The organism is Flavobacterium limi (assembly GCF_010645075.1).
GTDB classification, from domain to species: Bacteria; Bacteroidota; Bacteroidia; order Flavobacteriales; family Flavobacteriaceae; genus Flavobacterium; species Flavobacterium limi.
The window spans coordinates 296,988-321,873 of record NZ_JAADZV010000007.1; the positions used below are offsets into that span (position 1 = coordinate 296,988).

General features: G+C 37.2%; 16 protein-coding genes. 5 read left to right on the forward strand and 11 right to left on the reverse strand.

The annotated features are described in order from the left end of the window. Positions 1–14: 14 nt before the first annotated feature. From GXM16_RS15980 to GXM16_RS16000, 5 genes are all read right to left on the reverse strand, one after another. Complete coding sequence (locus GXM16_RS15980) at positions 15–2,414, reverse strand: glycoside hydrolase family 31 protein (protein WP_163395482.1); 2,400 nt, start codon at positions 2,412–2,414, stop codon at positions 15–17. 34 nt (positions 2,415–2,448) lie between these two features. Next, on the reverse strand, positions 2,449–4,935 hold the full coding sequence (locus GXM16_RS15985) for a glycoside hydrolase family 2 TIM barrel-domain containing protein (RefSeq protein ID WP_163395483.1): 2,487 nt from the start codon (positions 4,933–4,935) through the stop codon (positions 2,449–2,451). Between the two features lie 95 nt (positions 4,936–5,030). After that, a complete protein-coding gene (locus GXM16_RS15990; protein ID WP_188726551.1) occupies positions 5,031–5,906 on the reverse strand; it encodes a hypothetical protein in 876 nt (291 codons plus the stop codon). A 22-nt stretch (positions 5,907–5,928) separates the two neighbouring features. Further along, positions 5,929–7,506: a RagB/SusD family nutrient uptake outer membrane protein gene (locus GXM16_RS15995; protein WP_163395484.1), complete on the reverse strand. Its 1,578-nt coding sequence runs from the start codon at positions 7,504–7,506 to the stop codon at positions 5,929–5,931. A gap of 11 nt (positions 7,507–7,517) precedes the next feature. Continuing rightward, entirely contained in the window at positions 7,518–10,649 is a 3,132-nt protein-coding gene (locus GXM16_RS16000) for a SusC/RagA family TonB-linked outer membrane protein (RefSeq protein ID WP_163395485.1), read from the reverse strand. Between the two features lie 700 nt (positions 10,650–11,349). Between GXM16_RS16000 and GXM16_RS16005 the strand changes: the two genes are divergently transcribed. From GXM16_RS16005 to lepA, 3 genes are all read left to right on the forward strand, one after another. Beyond that, a complete protein-coding gene (locus tag GXM16_RS16005; protein ID WP_163395486.1) occupies positions 11,350–12,066 on the forward strand; it encodes an NUDIX hydrolase in 717 nt (238 codons plus the stop codon). A gap of 20 nt (positions 12,067–12,086) precedes the next feature. Then, positions 12,087–12,824: an NUDIX hydrolase gene (locus tag GXM16_RS16010; protein WP_163395487.1), complete on the forward strand. Its 738-nt coding sequence runs from the start codon at positions 12,087–12,089 to the stop codon at positions 12,822–12,824. 162 nt (positions 12,825–12,986) lie between these two features. Then, positions 12,987–14,783, forward strand: a complete 1,797-nt coding sequence (lepA, locus tag GXM16_RS16015) for a translation elongation factor 4 (RefSeq protein ID WP_163395488.1) — start codon at positions 12,987–12,989, stop codon at positions 14,781–14,783. Between the two features lie 73 nt (positions 14,784–14,856). On the opposite strand, the gene GXM16_RS16020 is transcribed toward lepA, so the two are convergent. Genes GXM16_RS16020 through GXM16_RS16030 form a run of 3 tightly spaced genes read right to left on the reverse strand, consistent with a single transcriptional unit; the run spans position 14,857 to position 17,183 of the window. Further along, positions 14,857–15,054: a hypothetical protein gene (locus tag GXM16_RS16020; RefSeq protein ID WP_163395489.1), complete on the reverse strand. Its 198-nt coding sequence runs from the start codon at positions 15,052–15,054 to the stop codon at positions 14,857–14,859. Between the two features lie 4 nt (positions 15,055–15,058). Beyond that, complete coding sequence (locus GXM16_RS16025) at positions 15,059–16,450, reverse strand: radical SAM protein (protein WP_163395490.1); 1,392 nt, start codon at positions 16,448–16,450, stop codon at positions 15,059–15,061. Beyond that, a complete protein-coding gene (locus GXM16_RS16030) occupies positions 16,440–17,183 on the reverse strand; it encodes a prolipoprotein diacylglyceryl transferase family protein (RefSeq protein ID WP_163395491.1) in 744 nt (247 codons plus the stop codon). Before GXM16_RS16030 ends, GXM16_RS16025 begins: the two co-directional genes overlap by 11 nt. A gap of 158 nt (positions 17,184–17,341) precedes the next feature. Between GXM16_RS16030 and GXM16_RS16035 the strand changes: the two genes are divergently transcribed. Continuing rightward, positions 17,342–18,301, forward strand: coding sequence for a helix-turn-helix transcriptional regulator (locus tag GXM16_RS16035; RefSeq protein WP_163395492.1), 960 nt, complete (start codon positions 17,342–17,344; stop codon positions 18,299–18,301). Positions 18,302–18,349: 48 nt separating this feature from the next. Here GXM16_RS16035 and GXM16_RS16040 read toward each other — a convergent pair whose 3' ends face one another. From GXM16_RS16040 to GXM16_RS16050, 3 genes are all read right to left on the reverse strand, one after another. Further along, the gene (locus tag GXM16_RS16040) at positions 18,350–18,850 is read right to left on the reverse strand and encodes a DinB family protein (protein WP_163395493.1); all 501 of its coding nucleotides are present in this window, start codon (positions 18,848–18,850) and stop codon (positions 18,350–18,352) included. A gap of 52 nt (positions 18,851–18,902) precedes the next feature. Beyond that, positions 18,903–19,382 (reverse strand): DinB family protein, encoded by a 480-nt coding sequence (locus GXM16_RS16045; protein WP_163395494.1) that lies wholly within the window; start codon positions 19,380–19,382, stop codon positions 18,903–18,905. Positions 19,383–19,482: 100 nt separating this feature from the next. After that, positions 19,483–20,415, reverse strand: a complete 933-nt coding sequence (locus GXM16_RS16050) for a 1-phosphofructokinase family hexose kinase (RefSeq protein ID WP_163395495.1) — start codon at positions 20,413–20,415, stop codon at positions 19,483–19,485. A gap of 179 nt (positions 20,416–20,594) precedes the next feature. Here GXM16_RS16050 and GXM16_RS16055 point away from each other — a divergent pair, with 179 nt between their 5' ends. Then, positions 20,595–24,650, forward strand: a complete 4,056-nt coding sequence (locus GXM16_RS16055; protein WP_163395496.1) for a T9SS type B sorting domain-containing protein — start codon at positions 20,595–20,597, stop codon at positions 24,648–24,650. Positions 24,651–24,886: the final 236 nt, after the last annotated feature.

Sequence of the window (24,886 nt, forward strand, 5' to 3'; positions counted from 1 at the left end):
AACTCTAACAAAACCTATTTTAGCCACTCGGTTTTAAAAGTGGTTTTTCCGTTTAAGGTAGTCGGTGTTACATCAAAAGTGTTTCCTTTTTTAGTAACTGTAATTTCCTGAACAGCATCTCCGTCTGGTAAAAATATTTTGGCTTTCGCCGAAGTAGTCTTGTCACTTGCAAATACTTTCAGGGTTAACTTACTCCAATCCATGTCTTTGGTAGACTGAGCCAGTGCAATATGCGGAATCGCAGCGCCATCCCTAACCAAAACTACAATTGGCACTTCGCCTGCTTTGATTTTATGCCAGCCTCCTTCGTAAACTTTTTTGGTCTGATAATCAATCCACGTTCCAGCCGGAAGGTAAACGTCTCTCTCTGTTACTTCTTCAAACAAAGGTGCTACCAACATACTGGATCCAAATAAATATTCATTATCCACTAACCAAGCTCCCGGATCATTTGGATATTCTACAAACAAGGCACGCATCATCGGTAAACCTTTTTGAGAACTTTCTTTTGCCTGAGCGTAGATATAGGGCATTAATTCGTAACGCATATTATCTGCTTTTCTAAATCCTTCCAGGAAATCTTTGCTGTACAGCCAAGGTTCGCGCGGCGGTTCTCCGTGACTTCTCACATGCGAGGTAAACATCCCGAAAGGTGCCCATCTTCTGTATAAATTCTCAGGTGATTTTGTTGCAAAACCTCCCACATCATGACTCCAGAAACTGAAACCGCTTAATCCTAATGAAAGTCCCCCTCTTAATTCTGCTGACATAGCTCCGTTTGTAGTTTCTGCATCTCCACCCCAATGCAATGGGTAACGCTGACTTCCTGCCCAGGTACTTCTTGCCCAGATTAAAGTGTATCCTTTTTCTTTCTGGGTAATTTCGGCAACAGCCTTATTATAACGAAGCGGATATAAATTGTGTTCATAAAAACCAGTGCGTCCTGAATGGTAAATACCGTCCGGCGGAGCAGCTTCTCCAAAATCCACTTTGAAGACAGAAACTCCTTCGTCAAATAACTTTTTCAATTTCCCCTGATACCAGGAAATGGTTTCCGGATTTGAAAAATCCAGAACCGCATCTTCATAAGGCAAGTTCCCTTTTCGGTCTTTTACCGCCAGATTTTTGTCCATAATTTCATTGAACAAAGTGTTTTTTGGAGTGAAATAAGGCAGCTGCCAAAGACACACATGGAAACCATCCTCTTTTAGATCTGACATCATTTTTGTGGCATCCGGGAAACGGGATTTTGCAAACTCATAGTTGTTTCTCCAGTCAACATCAAACCAGCCTGTATCAAAGTGAATAACATCTGTTGGAATTTTGTATTTACGCAAATCCCTGGCTACATCACGCCCTTCTTTTTCTGAGAAATAGGTAATACGGCTCATCCAGAAACCAAAAGACCAAAGCGGAGGCATAGCGGCTTTTCCGGTCAAATCTGTATACTGATCTAGAATGTCTTTCGGTTCTCCGATAAAGAAAAACAAATCGGCTTCGTCATCACCAATATACATTTCGTTGGCGCTGGCAAAATATCTCCCGAAGTCAACTGTAATTGGAGTTGAATGGTGCATGAAAACTCCGTAACCACGACTGCTCATATAAAACGGAATCGGTTTGTACATCGTTTCATTCTGAATTCCGTTGGCATCATCTGTCCATAAAACTACTTTTTGACCACGTTTGTTGAATTGTGTGAATGATTCTCCACAGCCAAATATTTTTTCGTCCGGTTCCAAACTGAAAGCAGCTCCCATACTTCTGGAGTAATCACTGTTTCTGCGAACATAGGAAAACGGAAGTGTTGGCGTATAGGTATTTTTAAAATCGGTATCATGAAGTGTGCTGGTTAGCAGTTTTCCTTTTTCATCAAAAATTTTTACGTGCCAGGGTTTTGTTAGAATTTCTACAGAACCGTGTTTGCTGGTGTATTTATGACCGCCTTCGATTTTGGAATATTTCCATAATTCAGGATGGTTTGGCGCAACACCATTAACCAGCATTAAAGATTCCTTTTGCGGATGAAACTGCGGTCCGGAAGTGGTTTTGATACGAATAGTTCTGTCTGAAACAAACTGAATTTCGAACGGCAATACCGGTGAAACCTCGTATTCTGTCGTTGGAAATTCATTTGGCTTTTCAATATCCGGCTTTACCATCATATTATTGAAAGCCTGACGCGTTTTATAATTGTATCTTAAATATTTTATAGTTCCTTTTGCCGTAGCAGGATCAAAAGAAGCCAATTCATCAGCGAAATAAAAAGTATTCAGATAATTCTGAAAATCTTTACTGATATCTATTGGAGCATTTAACACATCTGCGTTTTGAATCTGGGCGGATGCTTTTGGCGAAAGCAATAATCCAAAACCCATAAACAGCGACAAGGAAGCTATCTGTATTTTTTTCATTTTGTGGTTATTTAGTTTTTATAATTAGCGTTTTTTATTCTGTAGTAATTACAATTGTAGATTGTTTTAATCCATTCGCTTTAGCGGTCAATTCCAATCTTCCGGATTTATCTCCTGCCTGAACAATTACCAGACATTTTCCTGCCAGAGCAGTATGTTTTGTTCCTTTGTAAGGTTCGTGACTTACAGGATCTCCACTGCAAACGCCAACAATTTTTCCGTTTCCTTTTAATGAAAAATTGATTTCGTTATTCGCGTTTGGCGCTAAAGTTCCATTAGCATCCAAAATATCAACGGTTACAAATGACAAATCATTTTTATCTGCTTTGATGGTACTTCTGTCGGCCATTAATTTCAGTTGTGAAGGATTTCCGGCGGTTTTAATTTCTTTTTCTGAAACTGTTTTTCCATTTTTACGGGAAACTGCTTTTAAAGTTCCTGCTTCAAAAGGAATTCTCCACATTACGTGTAAACCATCACCTTTTTTACTTCTCTTTCCAACTGATTTTCCGTTAAGGAATAATTCAACCTCATCAGCTTTGTTATAGTATGCCCAAACATCAACAGTTTGACCTGCTTTCCAGTTCCAATGTGGAAAAATGTGAAGAACTGTTTTGTCCGTCCATTCGCTTTGATACATATAATACACATCTTTCGGGAAACCGGCTAAATCTACAATTCCGAAATAGGAGCTTACCGATGGCCATTCGTACGGAGTTGGCTCTCCAATATAATCGAAACCGGTCCAAACGTACATTCCGGCTAAGAAATCATGTTTTTTAATGATTTTCCAGGTTGCTTCATGGGTTGAACCCCAAGGCGTCTGTACCTGATCGTAAGCCGAAACAGTATTGTCCGGATTTCCTTCTGTGAATTTAAGATCCCACCTTACCGGCCATTTTTTTATGGTGTCTGAAACAGCATCGTAATAACCTCGTGTCTGTAAACCTGAAGTGGTTTCTGTTGCGATGAAAGGTGTGTTTGGGAAGTTTTTCAGATGATGTTCAAAAGTTTGATGTGCATAATTGTATCCGATTAAATCTAAAACACCAGATCCGGCAAGCGGATTAATCGAAACATTCTTTTTCTCGAATTGTAAAGTCACTTCATCAATATTCATGTTTACCGGCGGATTCATTCCGGCTGTTAGTGGTCGTGTTTTATCAATTAAACGTACTATTGCTGCCAGTTCTTTTGCAATCTCAATACCGGTTTCATTCCATTGTTCCGGAATTTCATTTCCGATGCTCCACATAAAAATACTTGGATGATTTCGATCACGACGCAATTGATCTGCTAAATCTTGTCTGTGCCATTTGTCCCAGTCATTTCCGTAATCGTATTTGGTTTTGGTTTGTTTCCACATATCAAAAGCTTCATCCATGACAATAAAACCCATTTTGTCGCAAAGATCCAGAAGTTCCGGAGCGGGAGGATTGTGTGAAGTTCTGATTCCGTTTACGCCCATTTCTTTAAGGATCTCTAACTGACGTTCGATTGCACGCGTATTGATTGCAGCACCCAACGGCCCTAAATCGTGGTGCATACAAACCCCTTTTATCTTGACTTGCTTTCCATTGAGAATAAAACCTTTATTTAAATCGAATTTAAAATCCCGGATTCCAAAAGTGGTTTTGTACTCATCAATGATTTTGTCATCAACTAAAAGTTCCGTGACTGCAGTGTATAATTCAGGATTTTCAATTGACCATAGAATTGGCGATTTAACTTCTGCTTCCACATTTAGCAATGTGCCGCTTTTTGGAGTAAGCGTTATATATTGAGTGGTTGATGTAACCTTGGTATCTTCTTTATAAATAGTAGTTAGTATTTTTATTTTTTTTGATTCTGAATGATCATTCTGAATTCTGGTTTCAATATTTACTTTAGCATTTTCGGCTGTAACTTTTGGTGTGGTAATATACGTTCCCCAATTTTCAACATGCAATTTATCAGTAGTCTCGATCCAGACATTTCTAAAAATCCCTGAACCCGAATACCAGCGTGAATTGGGTTGTTTTGAATTGTCAACCTTAACAATTATTTCGTTGTTTTTGTCTCCGTAATTTAAATATGGAGAAATTTCATATTGAAAACCAATATATCCGTTTGGACGTTTTCCTAAATAATGGCCGTTTACCCAGACTTCACTGTTTCTGTAAACGCCGTCAAAAGTGATTGACGTTATTTTTGTGGTGTCTTCAGCAGCCACTTTGAATGTTTTTTTGTACCAGCCTAAGCCTCCGTTTAAGGATCCGCCTCCATAACCTGCAGGACTTTTTTCATCAAATTTTTCTTCGATACTCCAATCGTGAGGAACATCCAGAGTTCTCCATTTTGTAGCAGGACTAATGGTATCTTTATCAACGAGACTGTCATTAAGATGGAAACTCCAACCTGAATTAAAAGAAATCTTTCTATTAATAAAAGCATCTTCTTTTTTATTACAGGAGCAGAACAGAATGATTCCGACTAATGTTAATAATGAAAATTTGCTGTTTAATTTTTTTCTTTTATTCATGGTATTCTTTTTTGTTTTTTATAGCAATAATTTAAGTCTCAGTTTAAAAGAACACTAAAAATGTCCTGAAAACTGAGACTCTGAAAATTAAATAATTACGGTTTCACAACCAAATGATAAATCAAATAATCACCATCTGCTCTAATAGCTATAAAAGCTAACGTTGTCTCGGTAAGTTCTACAATCTGAACATTAGTAAAAGAAAATCCGGAACTAAAATAGCTTGCACTGTTTGGATGCAACATTTCTGTTCCTCCGTTAAAACTAATTCTGTCATTTGTTGAACCTGTCGTAAGGTTAAAATTAAAAGTTCCTGTTTTTGTTGTTTTTACTGTGCTTCCGGCTGTTGGATCAGTTTGTTTTACTGTAACATTATAACCTCCGTTAAGGTCAAAAGTAACTTCTCCCCAATCTTTATTTTCTAAACCTGCCCATGAAATATCAGAAAGATTTGGCCACCATCCATGACCACTTACTGCTATATTTTGGTAAGATGCAGGTTTTCCAATAAATTCAAGAGGAGCAGTCATATATAAAACCCAGGTTTTACCATTCACCCCATTAGTTAAGAGATTCCATCTTTCATCACTAAAAAAGGTTTCATCATTTTGAGTAACATTCACAGTTACCGGAGCAGCATCTACTGCTCCTCCTTGTGTATAAGCGGTAAAATAAATAGTATATTTTCCTGCGAAAGGAAAAGTGACTTCATCTTCACCTTTATTGGAATGCCCTAATTCATTTCCATTTCCGTCAACATATTTCCAATAAGGAATTATGTCAGAAGTTAAATTTTTCAGTTTTATTTTATTCCCTCCCGGATTTGCCTGCAGATCCTGAGTAACTTCAATATTTATATCCGATTTATCTATCGTTTCTTCTAAAGAATATGTTTCAGGCGAACAAGATGGGACAAGTAAAAGTACCATTACCATCAAAAATGATGTAATTAATAATTTAGTCTTTTTCATTTTTTTAAATTTTTAGTTAAAATTACCAGCCTGCGTTTTGTTTTAAAACATTCCCTGACAAGGTGATCTGAGTATTAGGTATTTGCTGTAACCCCTTTGTTTCCTGAATCTTAGCAGCCGAAATTGTTTTTGCTCCAGAAACTCCACCGCTTAATAGGGTTGTAGATGATGCTGCAATAATTGAAGAAGCTTTATCAACTCCCTGACGTAATAAATCCCAATATCTGATTCCTTCAAGGGCAAATTCTAAATGCCTTTCTTTCATAATATCTTCCGGAGTAACCGCAAGAGGAGTAAAATTAGATTTATACGCCCTTTGTCTCACCTGATCAAAATAAGACTGGGCACTTCCGCTTCCTAATTCAGCCGCCATTAACAAAACATCAGCATATCTTAATACTACATAATCCTGAAACTGGCTGATATCCCAAAACTGGCTTCCCAAAACCATCGGCATATCAACACCTGCCTGATTTACCATTGGCGAATATTTTTTGTTATAGTAACCGGTATATTCTCTTTGATTGTTTATTTTGTCGAAAGGAATATCTTCTTCTTCAATTCCAATTACAGTTGCCACACGTCTTGTGTCATTAGCGTTATAAGCAGTCCATAATTTAGGGTTTACTGTAACTCCCCATCCACGTCCGTAAGGGTAATTAGAGAACTCTCTCATACCAAACATTACCATCCAGTGGTTACCATCAGTGTTCCCGTTGTAATCACTTGTATAAGTATATTTTATAGAAAACACAATTTCTTTGTTGCTTTCACCAGCATATTGATCTACTGAAGCTGCCGGCCATAAAGTAGAAAAATTATCAACCAATCCATGACCACTTTGGGCAATAACATCTTCCAGATGTGCTAAAGCCTGTGTTTTGGTTACAACTCCTGCTAAATCCGCTTTCCCATAATATCCGGTATAATACAAATAAACACGACCTAATAAAGACTTTGCTGCCCATTTAGTAATTCTTCCTCCAGGTACAGCATTATAAGCAGTTGAAGGCAAATTCTCTGAAGCAAAAACTAAATCTTCTGCTATGACTTTATAAACCTCTTCAGGAGCTGCCTGAGGAAGATTTTCGATTGAAGGAGCTGTTAATAGCGGTATATTTCCCCACAGACGCACCATTTCAAAATAAGTGTAGGCTCTGATAAATTTAGTTTCAGACTCGTAAGTGTTTCTTAAAGCAGTATCTCCTTTCCAGTCAATCTGATCCATTTTTGATAAAAAGACGTTACAACGATAAATTGCTTTATAATAATTTTTCCAGTTTAAATTAAGTAAATCTACATCTGAAGGAGAACGACTCTTATCAAATTCGTCTATTAATGCATAATTGTACCCATCAGAAGCACCAGTTCCGCCAAAACAATCATCAGACATAACTTCGCTTATTACAGGAACACCCAGTCCGGAAGCTCCCGTAGCTACCTGCAAACCATCATAACATCCTACTAATGCCGAATAGGCATCATCGGTAGTTTTGTAAAAATTTGTATCGTTTTGTTGTACCAAAGGTTCTGTTTCTAATTCACAAGAACCCAAAGACAATAAACTCAAACAGAAAATATATAAATATGTATTTTTCATTATCTTATTTATTAAAGTTTAACATTTAACCCCAACATGTATGTTCTTGGTCTAGGATAGTATCCTACATCTACACCTGAAGCAAATTTTTGATCATCATTATTAGATCCAAATCCAATTTCAGGATCCATACCGTCGTATTTCGTAAACGTGTGAAGGTTTAAGACAGAAAAGTAAATTCTGAACTGGCTTGCAAAAAATGATTTAGAATGTTTCATTTTAGCTAAATCAAATCCTAATGTAACCGTATTGATTCTTAAGAAATCGCCATCCTGAACATATAAGTCTGAGAACTGTGTGAAGTTTTTATTGTCTTCTGTTACCCTTGGCATTGAGTTCGATGTTCCTTCGCCATGCCAGCGGCTCAGTATTCTGGAAGTATAATTTCCAAAAGCTCCGGATTGGTTTCTGTAAGATTGTACAATTTGATTGCCTGCCACACCATTTGCCATCAATGAAAAGTCAAACGCTTTATAGTTGGCTGATAAAGAGAATCCATAAGTAAAATCAGGATTAGGATCTCCAATATTGGTTTTATCTAAATCATTAATTACGTTATCCCCATTTGTATTTGCATAGATAATATCTCCCGGAGACGCACCTGGCTGTAATACTACACCGTCTGCTGATTTATAATTGTTAATTTGTTCCTGATTCTGGAAAACACCTGCCGTTTTATAACCCCAGAAATAACCTAACGGAAATCCGTTTTCTGCTCTGTAGAATTCAAGTGCATTATCATATAATTCATTATTTAAACCATGAATTATACCATCGGTAGTAGGGATCTGACCAACCGTATTTTTATTATAAGCACCATTTGCGCTAACACTATAGTTAAAATCGCCAATTTTGTTTTGGTAATTCAGGCTCAGCTCGACTCCTTTATTAATTACATCACCACCATTTATGTATGGAGGTTCAGCACCGGCAGTTGCTAAAACCGGGGCCAGAATTAACCAGTCTTTATTCGTTTTCTTATACACATCAAAAGTAACACTTAATGCATTGTTGAGGAATCTCGCATCCAAACCAAGGTTAATCTGCTCTGAAGTTTCCCACTGCAAACCAGGATTTGATAATCTGTCAGGATAAGCTCCCGGTGTAAGAACTCCTTCGGTATTGTCAAAAATATAATTTGTGTTATTAGATTTTATCGTTGCTAAATATTGAAATGGCCTGATACTCTGATTACCAACCTGCCCCCAGCTTGCTCTCAATTTAAGAAAATTAATAGCTTGAGAATCTTTTAAAAATGATTCATTTGAAGCAACCCATCCTGCAGATACTGATGGGAAATAACCCCATTGATTGCCCGGAGCAAATTTTGATGAACCGTCTGCTCTCAATGTTGCATTGAACAAATAAGTGTCTTTAAAATTATAATTTAATCTTCCAAAATAAGACATCAGTATATTTTCTTCTTTTTTACCCTTAATGGTTATTTTAGTCCCGTCTTTATTAGTTGTATTGTCTATCCAGGCATGTTCTAAATCATTAAAAACAGAATCTGCATTATTTGCTTCTACAGAAGTTCCTGCATAATTAATATAAGATGTACCCGCCATAGCCTCAAAATGATGATCTTCGGCAACATTAAATTTATATCCTAGTAAATTATCCCAGGTGATGCTTCTGTTTTTACTCATGTTTTGATTCACTGTATCATAATTATTATTGGCATAAGTGGATAAGTGATATACCGGTTTGTATGAATGTCCCTCAGAAACGTAATAGTCAAGTCCTAAAGTTGTTTTAAACGTAAGGCCCTTTATAGGTTCAACCTGTAAATAAACATTCCCTAATAACTTTTGATTATTACTTTCATTTTGATTGTTGTAATCCATCATTGCGTATGGGTTTGCTACACCTGAAAGCCATAATTCACTATTATTTGTAGTGTCATAATAATTACCATCTGCATCATACATTGGTAATAATGGTGTGGTCTGGAATGCACTTCTTAAAGAGTTGTTATATTGATTTCCAACTCCAATACCATTTTTATCAACGTAAGCAAAGCTTAGATTCTGCCCTAAAGTCAAAACGTCCTTATAAAGTTTATGCTCTGAATTAAATCTGAAATTGTAACGTTGATAGTTCGATAAGTCTTTTCCTCCCACAACACCTTCCTGTCCTAAATAGGACAAAGAGGTAGAATAAACTGAAGTTTCAGAACCTCCTGAAGCACCAAACGAGAAGTTTTTAGTCGCTGCATTATCTGTCAGCATTTTATCCATCCAGTTCGTGCCATTCCCTAATGCAGCAATCTGGCTATTAGTAAAATAAGCCGGTTTACCTGAATTTACTGCTGCTTCATTTATAATAACCGCATATTCTCTCGCATCCAATAAATCAACTTTTCTGGCTACCGACTGAAGCCCGTAATATTGCTCAAAAGTAATCTGTCCCGGAGAACCTTTTCTTCCTTTTTTGGTTGTTACCAAAATAACCCCATTTGCAGCTTGTGATCCGTAAATGGCAGCTGAAGCAGCATCTTTTAGAACCGAAATAGATTCAATATCAGAGTTGTTCAGATAAGTAATATCACCAGTAAGAATACCGTCCACCACATAAAGCGGGTTGCTTCCTCCTGTAGTACCCAAACCTCTGATAACCACATTCATTCTTTCTCCGGGCTGCCCTGAAGTAGAAGTGATCTGAAGTCCGGCAGCCTGTCCCTGAAGTCCCTGAAGCGCGTTGATCGTATTGGTTTTAGCAAGGCTTTCTCCCGTTACCTGCGTGATTGCGCTGGTTACTGTTGTTCTTTTTTGTGTACCATACCCAATTACTACAACTTCTTTAAGATCTGCCGCTTCTGTTTGTAAAGTGACAGCAATTGTTTTTTGCGTTCCTACAGTTACACGCTGGGTTTTGAACCCCATAAAACTGATAGTTATTACATCACCAGTTTTTGCCTCTATCCTGAAATTTCCGTCAAAGTCTGTCGATGTTCCTCTTTTAGTTCCTTCAATTGCTACGGTAGCACCGGGAATTCCCATACCATCGTCTGCCGATTTTACATTTCCGCTTACAAATTGGGATTGCTCTTGTGCAAAACCCGACTGCATCGTAAATACGCTAAGCAACAACATCAGATAAAACTGAAGCATTGTTGGTTTAATACAATAATTGCCTTTCATAATCATTAATAATTTGGTTAAATTTGTTGTTAGTTGTTTTTAATCTAATTAATACGCATTCGAAATATTTGTTACATAATTTTTTGTTTGCCACTAGTGCTGAAGTTCTCCGCTTGCACGTATTAGCCAAATCTCTGTAAAGAATCTCTTCTGAAATTCTAACATCATTTTACTACGCCAAATGGTCCGTAAAGGTTTTGTACTTAATTCCTGGTCTGTTTTCAGATTTGAATTACATCAACATACTTTTGATAAAACTTTTAGATGAATCTCCAGTCTAAAAACGATTATCAGGTGCTTTCTGAGTCTATTCTTTGAAAAACATTTTTTGAGTTTTTCGGTACTCTGTTTTCTGCTTAAATTAACTTATAGTCAAAATACATTTATCTTATGGTTAATTTGACTACAAGTGTAGTGCAATTTTTCTATATTAACAAAAAATTAGGTTTATTTTTTTGTAATTAAAATAATATGAGACTTATTTTTATTGATTACCCAAATAAAATTATTTCAAACAATTAAAAATTATTAATAAATCATCATTTAATCAATTAAATTGACAATGATTTAAAACACTTATGTGAGTTAATCTGGATTATTTTCAAAATTTAGAATATTATTACAAGAATTTTAAAAATATGTCCCTTTTTAAGTATATAGTATTATTTTTATTTATTTAATTTGTCAAAATTTTAACAACATGGTCGACAATTTGAATAATGACATTATCGTAAAAAATGATTCATCAGTCATGAATGCCATTACGATTGACTGTGTAATATTTGGTTTTGATCAGGGAAGTCTGGAAGTTCTTCTAATTCAGCATGGAGAAGGAATCAGTAAAGGAAAATGGGGGCTTCCGGGAGGCTGGATTAATAAAAAAGAGAGTATCGATAATGCGGCTCACCGATTATTATATGAACTCACAGCATTAGATCATATCTATCTGGAACAATTAAAAGCATTTGGAAATCCGGATCGTTTTCCTCTCAGGCGCGTCATCACAATTGGTTATTATGCCCTGATTAAAAGAGAAGATTATAGTATTCAGCCGGGTTTTACAGCATCGGATGCAAAGTGGTATAAGATTAACCAGATTCCGGATCTGATTTACGATCATAGTGAAATACTGACCTATAGCCTGCAACATTTACGTGACAGGGTTCGTCAGGCACCAATTGGTTTTAACCTCCTTCCTGAAAAATTTACATTGTTGCAATTAATGCACTTGTATGAAGAAATATTAGGAATCGAAATGGACAAATCAAATTTCAGACGAAAAATTCTTCACATGAAATTGCTTGTTGTCTTAGATGAAAAACAACAGGATGTTTCGCACAGAGCGGCTAAACTATACAAATTTGACTCTGAAATTTATACAAAACTTACTGAAAAAGGATTTAATTTTGAATTTTAAACCAGCCTTATAAAAGCAAAATGGCATTTTTACACTCTAAAAAAACTTCCAAAACTTATGTTGGAGGACCTTCTGAAATTCAAAATCCTGTAATCGACGGAATCACGATCGACTGTGTCATATTTGGATTCAATAAGGGAAACCTCGAAGTACTTCTGGCACATCATGCCGAAGGAGAAAGTATTGGAAAATGGGGACTTCTTGGAGGCTGGCTTAAAAAAGAAGAAAGTTCTGATGATGCAGCACAAAGAATTCTATTTGAATTAACTAGTCTGGACAACATTTATCTGGAACAGCTAAAAGCATTTACAGATCCAAACCGTGTACCCGGAAGGAGAGTTGTAACCATTGGTTATTATACACTGGTAAACAGGGAAGATTATAATGTAAAAGCCGGACTTACCCTGATGGAAGCCACCTGGTACAAAATTAATGAACTGCCTGATCTGATTTTTGACCACAATGAAATCCTGCAATTCAGCTTAATGCAACTTCGTAACAGAGTGCGTCAGGCCCCAATCGGGTTCAATCTTTTGCCAGACAAATTCACTTTATTACAGTTAATGCATCTCTACGAAGAAATATTGGGAATCGAACTCGACAAATCCAATTTCCGAAGAAAAATTCTGCATATGAAATTGCTGGTTGCACTGGATGAAAAGCAACAGGATGTTTCGCACAGAGCGGCAAAACTCTACAAATTTGATTCAGAAATCTACGAAAAACTGACCGAAAAAGGGTTCAATTTTGAGTTTTAAGACTGAAATTGGTTTTCAAAAACTAACTATCCGGCAACTACATTCCAGAATCCAAAACTTTGCGCTATATTTGCGCCTTAATAACACGCTCTAAAGTATTTACAGCAGAGCAAATTCATACCCAAAAATTACTAAAAACTCGTTTAGAGAATTGAATATAAAATGAAGAAGATACGTAACTTTTGCATTATTGCACACATTGACCATGGTAAGAGTACACTTGCAGACCGATTACTGGGCGCTACACAAACCGTTACAGCCCGTGAAGAAAAAGCACAATTGCTTGACAACATGGACCTGGAACGTGAGCGTGGAATCACCATTAAAAGTCACGCCATCCAGATGGAGTACACTTACAAGGGAGAAGAATATATTTTAAATTTAATTGACACTCCCGGTCACGTTGACTTTTCATACGAAGTTTCCCGGTCGATTGCTGCCTGCGAAGGTGCGCTTTTGATCGTTGATGCTGCACAAAGTATTCAGGCACAAACGATTTCAAACTTATATTTAGCTTTAGAAAATGACCTGGAAATTATTCCGGTTTTAAATAAAGTAGATTTACCAAGTGCTAATCCTGAAGAAGTTAGTGATGATATTATCGATTTATTAGGATGTAAATTAGAAGATATTATTCATGCTTCGGGAAAAACAGGTTTTGGTGTTGAAAATATTCTTGCTGCCATTATCGAAAAGATTCCTGCTCCAAAAGGAAATCCGGAAGAGCCATTACAGGCCTTGATTTTTGACTCGCATTATAATCCATTTAGAGGAATTGAAGTAATCTTTAGAGTTGTAAACGGCGAAATCAGAAAAGGGCAAAAAATTAAGTTCATGGCTACAGGTAATGAGTATTTTGCCGATGAAGTAGGTACTTTGAAACTGAATCAGGTTCCGAAAAATGTGATTTCGACAGGAGATGTTGGGTATTTGATTTCCGGCATTAAAGAAGCAAAAGAGGTAAAAGTGGGTGATACGATAACGGATGCCAAAGCCCCAACCACCAATATGATTACTGGCTTTGAGGATGTAAAACCAATGGTTTTCGCCGGAATTTACCCTGTTGACACGGAAGATTTTGAAGATTTACGTGCCTCAATGGAAAAACTACAGTTAAATGATGCTTCGCTAGTATTTTCTGCAGAAAGTTCGGCCGCATTAGGTTTTGGTTTCCGTTGCGGTTTTTTAGGAATGTTACACATGGAAATTATCCAGGAACGTTTAGAGCGTGAGTTTAACATGACAGTAATTACTACTGTTCCAAACGTTTCATATTTGGCTTATACTAAAAAAGAACCAGATACTCCGATTATTGTAAACAACCCGAGTGACTTGCCTGAGGCTACAAAATTAGACCGGGTAGAAGAACCCTATATCAAAGCAACCATTATTACCAAAGCTGATTTCGTGGGTAATGTTATGAGTTTGTGTATTGAAAAACGTGGACAAATTACCAATCAAACGTATTTAACTACAGAACGTGTTGAATTGAATTTTGACATGCCACTGGCGGAGATTGTATTCGATTTCTACGATCGTTTAAAAACAGTTTCAAAAGGATATGCATCGTTTGATTATTCTCCAATTGGAATGAGAGAATCAAAATTGGTTAAAATGGATATTTTACTAAATGCCAATCAATTAGATGCACTTTCTGCCTTAATTCACGCTGATAACGCCTATACTATTGGTAAGAAAATGTGTGAAAAATTGCGTGAATTAATTCCGCGTCAGCAATTTGAAATTCCGATTCAGGCTTCAATTGGAGCGAAGATTATCGCTCGTGAAACTATTAAAGCACTTCGTAAAGACGTTACTGCAAAATGTTACGGTGGGGATATTTCGCGTAAGCGTAAACTTTTGGAGAAACAGAAAAAAGGTAAAAAACGTATGAGACAGGTTGGAAACGTTGAGATTCCGCAAGAGGCGTTTATGGCTGTTTTGAAGCTTAACGACTAATTTTTAGAGAATAAAGTAAAAAACAAAGAATATAACTAGACCCAATAACTTTTGCGTTATTGGGTTTTCTTTTTTACGAAATAAGCCCACCACAAATTCCTAATCCAATTAATAAATAAACCGCTCCCAAAATAAACAACACTTTTGCTGTTTTTGGATGGTTCTTTTTTACTGCAAACCCACCAATAGCTAATAAAATCGGAGGACCTACCATAATAGCAACAAAAAATGCAACTAATCCGCCTAAATTGCCTACTTCTAATGCTGTCATAATCTTAAATTTTACTTCTTAATTCTTCTAGTCTTTCTATTTTGTCGTCCCTATAAAACAAATTCATGGTTTCAAACGGAATTATTTTATTGTCTTTGTTGACAATATGTACACATGATTTTTTAATCGCCCTTACATCAAAATTATAGGCATCTATAAACTGCATGATAATAATTCTGAACAAGTTATCGTACCCTAACTCAGGAGCATCAATATTTGGCAGGCAGCAAAGGATGGACTTGAGATTTTCCTGAGCGACTTCTACTGAATTTCCTGTACTGAACAATTCGATCATTTTTCCGTGAAGCACTTCGTCCTGTTCGTAAATAATGGTGTTTTTGCTATTATCCAATAAATCATTCGGATTAATATATCGCGTTAACGGAAAAACCTCATCGCCCAGTTTTAAAGCATAACCCATTACCAAAGCATCCGGATTACAGGGAACCGGCAGCAAATCATCTGAATTGAAAATGGAAGTCTGTTCCAAAATTTTCCTTCTTACCTCGGTTAAGGTCATTCTGTCCTTTTCTGGATCAAAATTCTCCAGTCTTCCGGCAATTTGTGTGGGTTGAAAAGTAACGCCTCTTACACATTTCTGCTTTAGTGCAAATTCGACTATTTTACCAATTTCGTTATCATTCAATCCTTTTTGAAGCGTAACAACCAGTGTTGTTGACAAATTAAGCTCATTCAGGTTTTCTAATGCCTGTTTCCGTATTTCACTCAAATCGGCACCGCGGAGTTCCTGCAATACGCTATCTTCAAAAGAATCAAACTGCAGGTAAATTTCAAAATCGGGCGAATAGCTTTTTAGCCTTTGGGCAAATGCTTTGTCCTTCGCAATTTTAATTCCGTTAGTATTCAGCATTAAATGCCTGATCGGAAGTGATTTTGCATAATCCAGAATTTCAAAAAATTGCGGATGAATCGTCGGTTCACCTCCACTAATCTGCACGACATCGGGTTCTTTTTCATTTATAACGATGGTATCCAGCATGATCTTTATTTCTTCCAGCGTTCTGTGTCTTCCGTATGAAGGCGATGAACCGGCATAACAGGTCGGACAAGTCAAATTGCATCGGTCTGTAACCTCAACAACCGTCAGACAGGAATGCTGTTCATGATCCGGACAAAGCCCGCAATCATACGGACAGCCATAATGTGTTTTGGTGTTGAAAGTATAAGGTGTTTCAGAAGGTTTGTTGTAGTTTCGGATGTTTTTGTAATATTGGATATCATCAGCAATCAGCACTTTTGAATTTCCGTGTTCAGGACATCTTTTGAGCATGTAAACATTCTGGTCTTCAAAAACAATTTTAGCATCAATTCGCTTTAAGCATTCCGGACAAAGGCTTAAGGTAAAATCATAATAAGTGTATTTTCTAACTGGCATTTTTTACGAATAAATTTAAAATTGTTTTGTGATAATAGAGCAGACAAATTAAGCATAAAATCTGAATGGAACTCAGGCCTGCAACAAAGAAATGATTGGGTTTTATAAATTCTATACAAAAACGGAAGGCAAAATAAGCAATCATAAAATACTGAAATAACAAGCCGTTTTTGAGTTTTTTGCTTTGTATCTTTTTTAGCAAAATGAATAATAATACCAAAAAAAACAACTCATACAAGGTAATTGGATGGCGTTTTATATTGTCGCCCAGATTCATTCCCAGAAAAAAAGTGGTTGCTTTTCCATACGTAAATTCATTTGTTCCGGATAAAAAGCAGCCGATTCTCCCGATAAAAATTCCCAGAATAATAGGAAACGTAAACAAATCACCCGAGGATTCTTTTTCGCCAATGATCTTTTTGGCAATTTCAACTCCTAAAAGCCCGCCAAATAATCCCCCCATAATTGTCTTAGTCTTGAAAAGATGCAGAAAGGATTTAAGGTCAGAAATAACAACAGGATGCTCTAAGAAACCCACAATCCTGGAACCCAAAAAAGCACCGATTGCAGCGCCTAAAATGATTGATAACCGATTGATTGTTACAATGCTGTCTGTAGTCCTTTTTCTTAAAAAAATATAATACCTGTATCCCATGAAAAAGGCAAGATATTCTAAGACTAAATGAACATTAATTTCATAACCAAACAGGACTGGCTCAAATGGAAGTGTCATTAAATACAATTATGATTTTTAATTTAATAATACAATTCCGTAAAGATGCAAAAATTTATTGTTTTGCACTACTGCGTGTCTATACATTAAAACAGAAATATGAATTTAGAAAATCCTTAGTACCTTAGCAACTCAAAAACCTTAGAACCTTCAAAAAAATGCTCGACGAAACCCCAAAACGATTTGACCGGATAGTTGCCATCCTGATTCAGTTGCAATCTAAAAAAATTGTAAAGGCGCAGGAACTGGCGGATCGTTTTGAATGCAGTCTGAGAACGATTTATCGCGATATCAGGACGCTTGAGGCTTCGGGAGTTCCTATTTACAGTGAAGCCGGAGTGGGTTATGCTTTGATGGATGGCTACAGATTGCCACCTGTTATGTTTACCCGCGAAGAAGTAAGCAGTTTTATTGCAGCTGAAAAACTAATGCAGAAATTTACCGATCCTTCTTTAGGAACACATTATGCATCTGCAATGTATAAACTGAAGTCGGTTTTGCGAAGCAATGACAAAGATTATCTTTCCAATATCGAATCGAGGGTGGTTATGCAGACCGCTGAACCTCTTTTTAACGATAATTCGCCCAATACTTTAGCGGTTCTTTTTGAAGGAATTGCCGAGAAAAAGCAGATACTGCTGACTTATAAAACGTTTTCAAAGGAGGAAACTACGCAACGGAATTTAGAGCCCGTTGGCGTTTTTCACGATAATAATAACTGGTATTTTTTGGGATACTGCCATTTACGAAAAGATTACAGACAGTTTAGAACTGACAGGATTCAGGGCATTAAAAAAACAGAATTTGATTTCACCATTGAACACGATTCATTGGAAACCTATCTTACCAAAACAGAAACCTGTCCTACTACGAAAGTCCGAATTTTAGTGGATAAAAAGATAATCCATTATTTATCTACAGAACGAAAATACCATGGTTTCATTTCAGAAAAAGAAGTTGACGGACAAATTGAAATGACTTTTATGTGCCGTGATATCGATAACGGCTTCCCCCGATGGTTTTTGATGTTTGGAGATTACGCGACAATTCTCGAGCCTGAAAGTCTTAAAACAAGAGTTTTGGAACTATTAGAAATCAACAAACAAAGGCTTTTATAGAAAAAAAACTCCTAAAGAAACAAAGTTGCATTAGGAGTTTTTTTGATTTTAATGCTGCTGTTTTACAACATTATAAAAATTATAATCGGTATTTGAGGCATCTGTAATTCCGATGTTACGGGCCATTGTGACAATCTGGCCTCTGTGATAGGTGCCATGATTAATCACCTGAATCAAATAATCAGAAACGGGCAGTTCACATTCAAACCACGGATTAACGATTTTAACTTCTTTCACTAAATCTTCTTCCGACAATGAATTAATTAAATGTTTCAATTTTGTAGATGAATGGAGTAAGCCTGCAAAGATCTCTTCCTTTGACAATTCACTTTCGGGTTTCTTTTCTGATAAATCGGTTTCAGAAATCACATAAAACCAATATTCTTCTGTAGACCAGATATGATCAAGCGTTTTTACAATGGTTGAAAAACTGGAAGGTACTTCTGCATACAGCAATTCATCGGGCTTCGGCGAAAGCCAGTTTACGAATTGTTGATTTACCCATAAATTATAATCTGCATAATTGGACATTATTTTTTTTAAACTCATAGCCATTAATTTAAGATTTATTAAATAAAGTTACGATGAAAATTTCATCTGACTATCTTTCCCAAAAAAATGGCGGCTCAATATTTAAAGCTCTTAAATAAACGTAAGCCTGACCTCTGTGATGCACTTCATTATCTATAAAGTATAAGATATTCTGAATAATCGGAAATTCATACTGCCCGAAAAGCTTAAAAGTCTCGTTGAAATCTTCTACAGATAATTGCTCCCAGTATTTATTGATTTCTGCTGTAGCTTCATCCCATTTTTCAAGATATTGCGCTTTGAAAATCAGTTTCTCCTCTCCTTCAGTATAAGGCTCGCTGTCGCGGTTTACAATTGCTTTAAGTCCCGGAGCTGCAATTGCCAAAAGCTCATCGACTAATTTTGCAAAAGGACGCATTCCGCCAATTGAAAATTCGAAGAAATCTTTCTCTGGAAACAACTCGATTAAACGACGTGTAAGTGCTCTGTGACCCTGCCAGTGTTTCAATAAATCTTCTGAAGTAATTACTTGTGCTTCTAATGTTTTCATGATTTTAAAGTTTTAATTTGTTTAACACTTCAAAATTATTGAGGCCCGGTGACAACAGTTTGTCAGCAGTAAAAAATAAATTTATTTTTATTTTTATAAATTATTTATTTTTCAGCCATTCAAACAAACGATTGGCGTCTTCAAATTTAAACAATTGTGTTCCTTCGTTCATAGTTGCGGCTGATCCGCAGGCGACTCCCCAACGAATGACTTCTTTCAGAGGCTTGTTTTGTGATAACGCCCAAACTATTCCGCCTACCATGCTATCTCCTGCCCCAACGGTACTTTTTTTGGCAACATTGGGTGCCGGTACAAACTCATATTCGTCTTTGGTAACCAAAACTGCCCCTTGGGGACCAAGTGAAACGACAACAATTTCAGCTCCGCCGTGAGCAATTATTTTTTTAGCCGCTTCATTTACTTCATCTATTTCCAATCGTTCTGCACCAATTAATTTTGCCAGTTCTCCAACGTTTGGTTTTATAAGATAGGCACCGGTTTCTAATACTTTTTCTAATGCCTCTCCGGAAGTATCTACAATTAGTTTTGAATTTGATTCCTTAGCAATTTCAGCAATTTTCTGATAGAAATCAGATGATAAACCTTCATTCAAACTGCCGCTTGCTACCAAAAAATTTGGTTTTAACTTCGAAATGGTTTCCAAAAGCTTTTCAACTTCTGAATCTGATAAAGTATCTCCTGTAAACCCAAAGCGATATTGTGAATTGGTATTATCATCAACTGCAATGAAGTTTTCTCTTGTTGCTGTTTCAGTTTCAATTGTTTCAAAATCAACTTTTTCTTTAGCTACTAAATCTTTCAGCATTTCTCCAACCGGTCCGCCTGATGTAAAAACTGCCAGTGAACTTCCGCGAAGACGGGAAATTGCTTTTGAAACATTAATTCCACCCCCGCCAGCATCAAACTGAGGTTCTTTGCACCTTATTTTCTGTTCAGCAACCAAACCTGAAAAATGGGTGCTTTTATCTACTGAAGGATTAACTGTAAGAGTAACTATATCAAATGTTTTCATGTTTATAATATTTAGAATAAGTGGATAAATTAAAAACTTCTATGCAATTTAACAAAACTAAAAGCTTTAATCGTTTTTTCTAACAAGCAATTAACAAAATCATAAAATACTGACAATCATAATATTAAAAAGAAATAATTTCGTAACTTTAAGTAGCACAACTAATAAAATTATGAATTATGAGATCTGCTCTACTTCTCGTTTTATTATTTTATTCGGCTATATCTTCATCACAGGGAATTATCGTCGACACTACAACTTTGACTATACCTGAACTAGTTAGACAAGAGCTAATGCAAAATGCCTGTGCGAATGAGAGCAATTTCAAATTTTCATCACGTCTGGGAATTGGAAAATTCACCAATACAAATCCAAATTTCCCAATTACACACGGAATTATTATTCGGAATGGGATTGCCAAACATACTGAAGGTGCTTATACCGGTGCCAACGAAAGCAGTCGGTTAAATAGTAATAATGATCCTGATTTGCAGAATATAAGCAATGAGAACGGACAAATCGTTCCTATTACCGATGTGAGTTATCTTCAGTTTGATTTTACACCTTTATCCAGCAATTTTAGTTTTGATTTTCTTTTTGCCTCTAATGAATACGGAGAATTTCAGTGTGGTTTTAGTGATGTTTTTGCCTTTATCCTGACTGATTTAACAACCGGAATTTCAAAAAACCTTGCTGTCGTTCCGGGGACAACAACGCCTGTTTCGGTTAAAAATATTCGGGATCAGCAGTACAATTCTGCCTGTTTATCTGCCAATGCCAACTTATTTGACCGCTATAATGTAACCAATCCGGCGGGTTCTGCCATCAATATGAGAGGGGAGACCAAAGTTTTGAAAGCTTCTTCATCAGTAATTCCAAATCGGACATACAGCATAAAACTCGCCATTGGAGACTATAACGACAGTAATTATGATTCGGCAGTTTTTATAAAAGGAGGCAGTTTTATCACCACAATGGATTTGGGTCCGGACAGAATTATCTGCGAAGGAGAAAATGTTACACTTCAGTCGGGACTTGTGGGCAATTACGATTATGTCTGGACTCTGAACGGAGCTGTAATCCCCGGTGAAACCAGCAGCTCACTGACGCTTAACAGAGCCGGAACTTATGGACTTACAGCAACACTTTCAGGCTGCGTGATCAAAGACGAAGTAGTGATTAAAGATTTGGTCATTAAAACTCCCAAAGACCTCATCGCCTGTTACAACACTAATGGCAGCTATCAATATGACTTAACGCAGAATAATTTAGCTGCCTTAGGGATTGATCCTGCTAAATATTCCATTTATTATTTTGATTCGTTAGCATCAGCCAATGCAAACGGTCCGGCAATACCTCAAAATCAGTTAAATCCTTTTACAAGTTCAGGAAACCAGACTATCTATATAAAAGCCGTACCTATAAACAACAATAGCTTTTTCTGTAACAATTTAATCTCTTTCAATTTGCTTGTAACTCCTCCAATCAACATTGTAAAACCTTCTGACATTAACGTTTGTAATAACATTTCAGGAAGAGTTGTAGTGGATTTAACTACCCAGGAAAGCGCCATATTAAACGGGCAGAACCCTTCGGATTACAAAATCAGATATTACACCAGCCAGACAGGCGCAAACAGTGGTACGAATAATATAACAGATCCAAAGGTTTTCAACACTTCCACAGCCCAAACACCTCAGACTATCTGGGTTAGGGTTGAAAATGTTTCGAGTTCAAAATGCTTTGAGATAGTTAATTTTAATATAATTATTTACTCTCTTCCTGCAGTAGATGATATTCCGGATGTTGTTGCCTGCAACAGTTACACATTACCCCCAATTGCAAATGGCGAATATAATACGGGACCAAACGGAACAGGAACCAAACTCAATCCCGGCGATATCATTACCAAAAGTGGTGTTTACTATATTTTTAACAGGTCGGCTGCAAACAGTTGTACTAACGAGAACTTTTTTAATGTAATCCTGATATACGAGCTTAGTTTTAAAAAAGAAGCCTGTGGTCAATATACAATTCCGCGTGTAGCTGCAGGTAGTTTTTTTACTGCCACAGGAGGACAGGGAGATGTTATTCCGGCAGGGACCATTTTTACCACTAGCCAGACTGTTTATTATTATGCCAGAATCAACGGAGCCGTGTGTCGTGACGAAGCTTTATCTTTTGTAGTTCATCCATTGCCTTTAGTTGACAAACCGGCGAATGTGGTAACTTGCAACTCATATATTCTTCCTCCTTTGACAAGTGGAAATTATTATACAGCAACAGGGGGCAAGGGAACTCGTTTAAATGCCGGAACAAATATAACTTCAAGCCAGACGGTATTTGTTTTTGCAAATGACGGAAGATGTACAAACGAGCATTCCTTTAAAATTGACATTATAAATTCTGCTGCTTTTGTTCCGATTAGCAGATGCGGAAACTATGTTTTGCCACCTGTTGCAGTAGGCGGTTATTATACTGCTCCTGCCGGACAAGGACAAAACATTCCTGTAGGAACCAACATTACCACTTCACAGACCGTGTATTATTATGCCGTCACCTCAACTTCCCCAAATTGTACCGATAACTTAAAATATGAAATTACTATAAAAACACTGCCACCGGTAGACAAGCCCGCCAATAGACTGGAATGTGAGCGTTATGTCCTGCCTCCTTTGGTAAACGGAAAATATTATACCAAAACAAATGGCGGAGGAACTGCATTAAAAGCCGGGGATGTCATTACCTCAACCCAGACCATTTATATTTATGCAGTTGGCCCTGAGTGTACCAATGAACATAGTTTTGTGGTCGAGATCAGAAAACGTCCTTTGGTCGATAGTTTTACGGATGTGGTCACCTGTACCGCTTTTAAGCTTCCTGTATTGAAAAACGGAAAATACTACACTGCAACCGGAGGCCCGCATGGCCAGGGAACCCAAATCCCCGAAGGAACGCTCATAAACACGAATCAGACGATATACATCTACAATGAATGGGCGGATTTTACAAGCTGCAGTAATGAAACTTTTTTCAGGGTGAATTATAACGGAATAGATGTTGGTACCTTTGCTGATGTTAATGCCTGCGACAGCTATACCCTGCCACCGTTACAATTAGGAAATTATTACTCACAGCCCGGAGGAAAAGGCACTGCTATTCCGGCGGGAACCGTTCTGATAACATCCCAAAGAATATATGTTTACGCCATTTCGGGAAATCGTTTGACCTGCACAAGCGAAAAAAACTTTTTAGTCAACATTGCTGTAACTCCCGTATTAGTCAGTACCCCCGATGTTGCCATTTGCGGAAGCTATACATTACCGCCATTATCATTTGGAAATTATTACAGTGGGCCAAATGCAACAGGTACACGTTACTCAGCCGGGCAGCAAATAACCGCCAGCCAGCAAATGTATATCTACGCTGCAGCTCCTGCAAATCCGGCTTGTACTGCTCAGGATGATTTTAATATTACGGTTTATCCTTTAAAAAATCTGGTGTTACCAAACGAAATAATCTGCGTTGATTTTCAAACAGGAACTACGCTTCGTACGGCAGAATTAAGGTCAGGTCTTAATCCGTCTATTTATACTGTCGATTGGTATTTAACCGGCAATAAAGTAGGGACTGGTCCAAATTATACCGCTGCCAAAGATGGAACTTATACCCTGCAAATCACCAAAAACACGCCCGATGTTGGTAACGACTGTGGTTACAACCCTGCCACGATTATTGTCGAAAAATCAAGTCCGGCAGTGGCGAGCGTCAACATGACCGACTCATTTCGGGAAAATTCCGATGTTACCGTAAAGTTGCACAATGGTTTTGGCAGCTATGAATACCAGCTCGATGACGGCAGTTTTCAAACCAGTAACGTTTTTTATGATGTTGCTTCGGGAGAGCATGTTATCACAGTACGAGATGTCAAAGGAAACTGCGACGACCAGATTCTAATTATCAATGTACTCAAGTATCCTAAATTTTTCACCCCCAACAACGACGGCTACAATGATACTTGGAACATTCCCGATCTCGCTTTTCAGCCCGATGCCGTCATCAATATCTTTGACCGATACGGAAAAACCATCAAACAGATAAAACCTTCCGGAGCCGGCTGGGACGGTAAGTACAATGGCGATCTGCTTCCCTCTACCGACTACTGGTTTCAGGTTTTCTATACCTTAAACGAAACTCCTCAGGTATTCAGGGCTCATTTTAGCATGAAACGATAAACATTTGGGCGTGCCACCATCCCCATAAAAAGGGCAAACTCACATTACGGTTACTCGCCCTTTTATCGGCATGCTGTCAGGCTGTACGCGTTACTTCGGTAACCTGCTCCCATCCTTCACGCGGGTGCAAGAACATTTGTAAGTTTGAGATTATTATTTTTCTATATTTGAGAAATAATACGAAACAAACATTCGTATATACACCTAAATTTGAGGAGATATGCGAATGTTTGTGT

What these genes read in the sequence shown, in the direction of transcription:
- GXM16_RS15980 (WP_163395482.1), bottom strand. Translation starts at nt 2,414, where the DNA reads ATGAAAAAAATACAGATAGCTTCCTTGTCGCTGTTTATGGGTTTTGGA.
- GXM16_RS15985 (WP_163395483.1), bottom strand. Translation starts at nt 4,935, where the DNA reads ATGAATAAAAGAAAAAAATTAAACAGCAAATTTTCATTATTAACATTA.
- GXM16_RS15990 (WP_188726551.1), bottom strand. Translation starts at nt 5,906, where the DNA reads ATGAAAAAGACTAAATTATTAATTACATCATTTTTGATGGTAATGGTA.
- GXM16_RS15995 (WP_163395484.1), bottom strand. Translation starts at nt 7,506, where the DNA reads ATGAAAAATACATATTTATATATTTTCTGTTTGAGTTTATTGTCTTTG.
- GXM16_RS16000 (WP_163395485.1), bottom strand. Translation starts at nt 10,649, where the DNA reads ATGAAAGGCAATTATTGTATTAAACCAACAATGCTTCAGTTTTATCTG.
- GXM16_RS16005 (WP_163395486.1), top strand. Translation starts at nt 11,350, where the DNA reads ATGGTCGACAATTTGAATAATGACATTATCGTAAAAAATGATTCATCA.
- GXM16_RS16010 (WP_163395487.1), top strand. Translation starts at nt 12,087, where the DNA reads ATGGCATTTTTACACTCTAAAAAAACTTCCAAAACTTATGTTGGAGGA.
- lepA (WP_163395488.1), top strand. Translation starts at nt 12,987, where the DNA reads ATGAAGAAGATACGTAACTTTTGCATTATTGCACACATTGACCATGGT.
- GXM16_RS16020 (WP_163395489.1), bottom strand. Translation starts at nt 15,054, where the DNA reads ATGACAGCATTAGAAGTAGGCAATTTAGGCGGATTAGTTGCATTTTTT.
- GXM16_RS16025 (WP_163395490.1), bottom strand. Translation starts at nt 16,450, where the DNA reads ATGCCAGTTAGAAAATACACTTATTATGATTTTACCTTAAGCCTTTGT.
- GXM16_RS16030 (WP_163395491.1), bottom strand. Translation starts at nt 17,183, where the DNA reads ATGACACTTCCATTTGAGCCAGTCCTGTTTGGTTATGAAATTAATGTT.
- GXM16_RS16035 (WP_163395492.1), top strand. Translation starts at nt 17,342, where the DNA reads ATGCTCGACGAAACCCCAAAACGATTTGACCGGATAGTTGCCATCCTG.
- GXM16_RS16040 (WP_163395493.1), bottom strand. Translation starts at nt 18,850, where the DNA reads ATGAGTTTAAAAAAAATAATGTCCAATTATGCAGATTATAATTTATGG.
- GXM16_RS16045 (WP_163395494.1), bottom strand. Translation starts at nt 19,382, where the DNA reads ATGAAAACATTAGAAGCACAAGTAATTACTTCAGAAGATTTATTGAAA.
- GXM16_RS16050 (WP_163395495.1), bottom strand. Translation starts at nt 20,415, where the DNA reads ATGAAAACATTTGATATAGTTACTCTTACAGTTAATCCTTCAGTAGAT.
- GXM16_RS16055 (WP_163395496.1), top strand. Translation starts at nt 20,595, where the DNA reads ATGAGATCTGCTCTACTTCTCGTTTTATTATTTTATTCGGCTATATCT.